The 2,115-nt window shown below is 49.6% G+C and carries 1 protein-coding gene and 1 pseudogene; one reads left to right on the top strand and one right to left on the bottom strand.

Translation table 11 applies throughout. The features are described 5' to 3' along the window. Positions 1 to 179 precede the first annotated feature (179 nt). A pseudogene (locus J4E42_RS29315) lies at positions 180 to 287 on the top strand (alginate biosynthesis protein AlgA); the annotation flags it as partial. Positions 288 to 491: 204 nt separating this feature from the next. On the opposite strand, the gene J4E42_RS29595 reads toward J4E42_RS29315, so the two are convergent. Further along, the coding region (locus tag J4E42_RS29595) for an RHS repeat-associated core domain-containing protein (RefSeq protein ID WP_259331734.1) at positions 492 to 2,115 on the bottom strand (1,624 nt) is incomplete at its 5' end.

Here is a 2,115-nt window from a genome sequence, read left to right as displayed (position 1 = left end):
GCCAGACCACGCGGATCGATGGCAATCAGCTTTGGGGTATGGCGGTGCATGGCCGTTACTTGAGCATCCATGACAATTCATCTCGAAGAATGACGATCAGCTAATGCCCAAAACCCATACTTGGCTACTGTCAAAAATTACAGTCTAGATGAGTGGTACGAATACCGGCCACCCCATTCCAATCGGGTAGCTATCCAGGTGAGGATGATATCGAGCGGTTTGAAGATATCTATGCTCGGTCCACGCCGATTGAGCTTGGGGTTTCGGTGAAAACCATCGCGCAGTAAGTCATCGGTAAAAAAAGCCCCCGTTCAGGTCACTGCGCTCCCTATCCGCGGAGGGTTGGGTGGGGGCTTTTATTTTTCCAGGCTAGACTCCAATTCGCTATGAACCATTAACTCTCCCCTCAAAAATTTTAAATCAACGTTCAACTGGCCAAAGAGGCTATCAACATTCAATTCTTTCTTCACACAACCAAAAAACATGTAATATCATGCGTTTTTGTACAAACCAACTGCCTTATTTTTTTCATAAACAGCTAATGCTTTTTGATATAAAACCCGCATTAGAGCAGGATATTCACCCACATATACATCTCGAACATAACCAGCCCATTCTTCTTCACTTTCATATTGGCCGGCCATAAAACACACATACTGAAGTGCTTCTTCCTGATCTTCCGGCGGCCGAGAAGACGGATCCTTCTTGAACTCATCGCTTGTTATTTCAAGATCAGCGGCACGCGTCACTCGAGATAAAAATTGACGTCTCGCCCCTTCCCCAATACGCTTTCCTTGTGCATTTACAATCTGTTCTGTCCACCGATGCAAATCTGATGTTAAATTTTGAAGACAGTAATCTTCAGAATCGATCGTCCTAGTTACATACGGGGTCAAAAATGAATACATGTCTTTTTTCTCCCGAGACTGATTAACAATATCAGCGGGAGGTCGTGAAAACCCTTTAGATTTTTGTAGGATTTCCTTCCCTGCGAATAGTTCACCCCCAGTGCTTATATCAATATAAAAAGCAGCCAATTTAATCATAACCTGATCAAACTGCTCCCCTTGCAATGTTCTAACACCTCCTCTACCTGCTTCCACTATATCAACAAGCCTTTCAACAATTGTTATGACGAGCTCAGTTTTAGAAGTAGACTGTCGAGAGCTTACGTTATTTGAAAGTTGATCCACACTATCCAGAAGTGGTCTATAAGCGACTAATTCAATCGCAGCTTCCTTAGAGCGTCCTCGTCCATTAGGTATGAACTTACCTTGTGCCTTCATCATTAATCCATTCTCATCAGTCAGCGTCACGGGATTGCTCCCAACCATCTGAAAAAGATTCAATCCATCGACGGTACCCGCAGGGTCAGGGTTCAACCAACGCTGCAACCACGGTATGTAATACCTGAAGCCATAGTAATAAAGCCCCGTCGCGTCCCGTTCCTTGCCCGAATACCGCACCGTTTTGTAGCTGACCTGCACCGTCGCGCCGTTCCACCATGACGTGCCGCCAAACGGGTAAAACCTTTCCTGGGTGATGACGTTGGCGTGCTGATCCAGCTCCAGCGTGCTCGAGCCCAGATGATCCGTCAGGCTGTAGCGTTGCTGGTCGTTGCTGATCTCGCTCGGTCTTCCCGCCTCCCAGTGCAGCACCCGCACACTGTCGCGCCCGGTCGCCACGTCGATGACATGCAGCACTTCGCCGGTGCCGCTGTGGGTGCGGATTTCCAGACCGGGCAAATACAGAGTTTCGATGATGTTCGTTTGGGCATTGGTTTGCAGCGAGCGGACTTTGCGCACGCGCAGGCCGTCGGCTCCGTAAATGTAATGCTCGCTGTCGTTTTCGGTATAACGCGCAACCGGGCAGACTTCACACAATTGATTGCGCGCGTCCCAGCGCAACGTTTGCCCCGGTTGCAGCTTCAGCAGGTTGCCGTTGGCATCGAAACTGTCACGGAAGTCTTGTTCAGTCGGCTCGATACCCTCGCGCACCGGCAGGCAGCGGTTGCTGTGAGTATCGGCGACCAGCCGATGGCCGTGGTTTTGCGGGCCGCTGTGGGTCAGTTCGAGCAGGTTGTGGCCGGCGTCATAACGGTAGGTCTGGCGATAA

The organism is Pseudomonas sp. FW300-N2A2, from assembly GCF_017351735.1.
Lineage (GTDB): Bacteria > Pseudomonadota > Gammaproteobacteria > Pseudomonadales > Pseudomonadaceae > Aquipseudomonas > Aquipseudomonas migulae.
The sequence above is the reverse complement of the archived record's forward strand: the minus strand, read 5'-3'. Positions and strand labels throughout refer to the sequence as shown.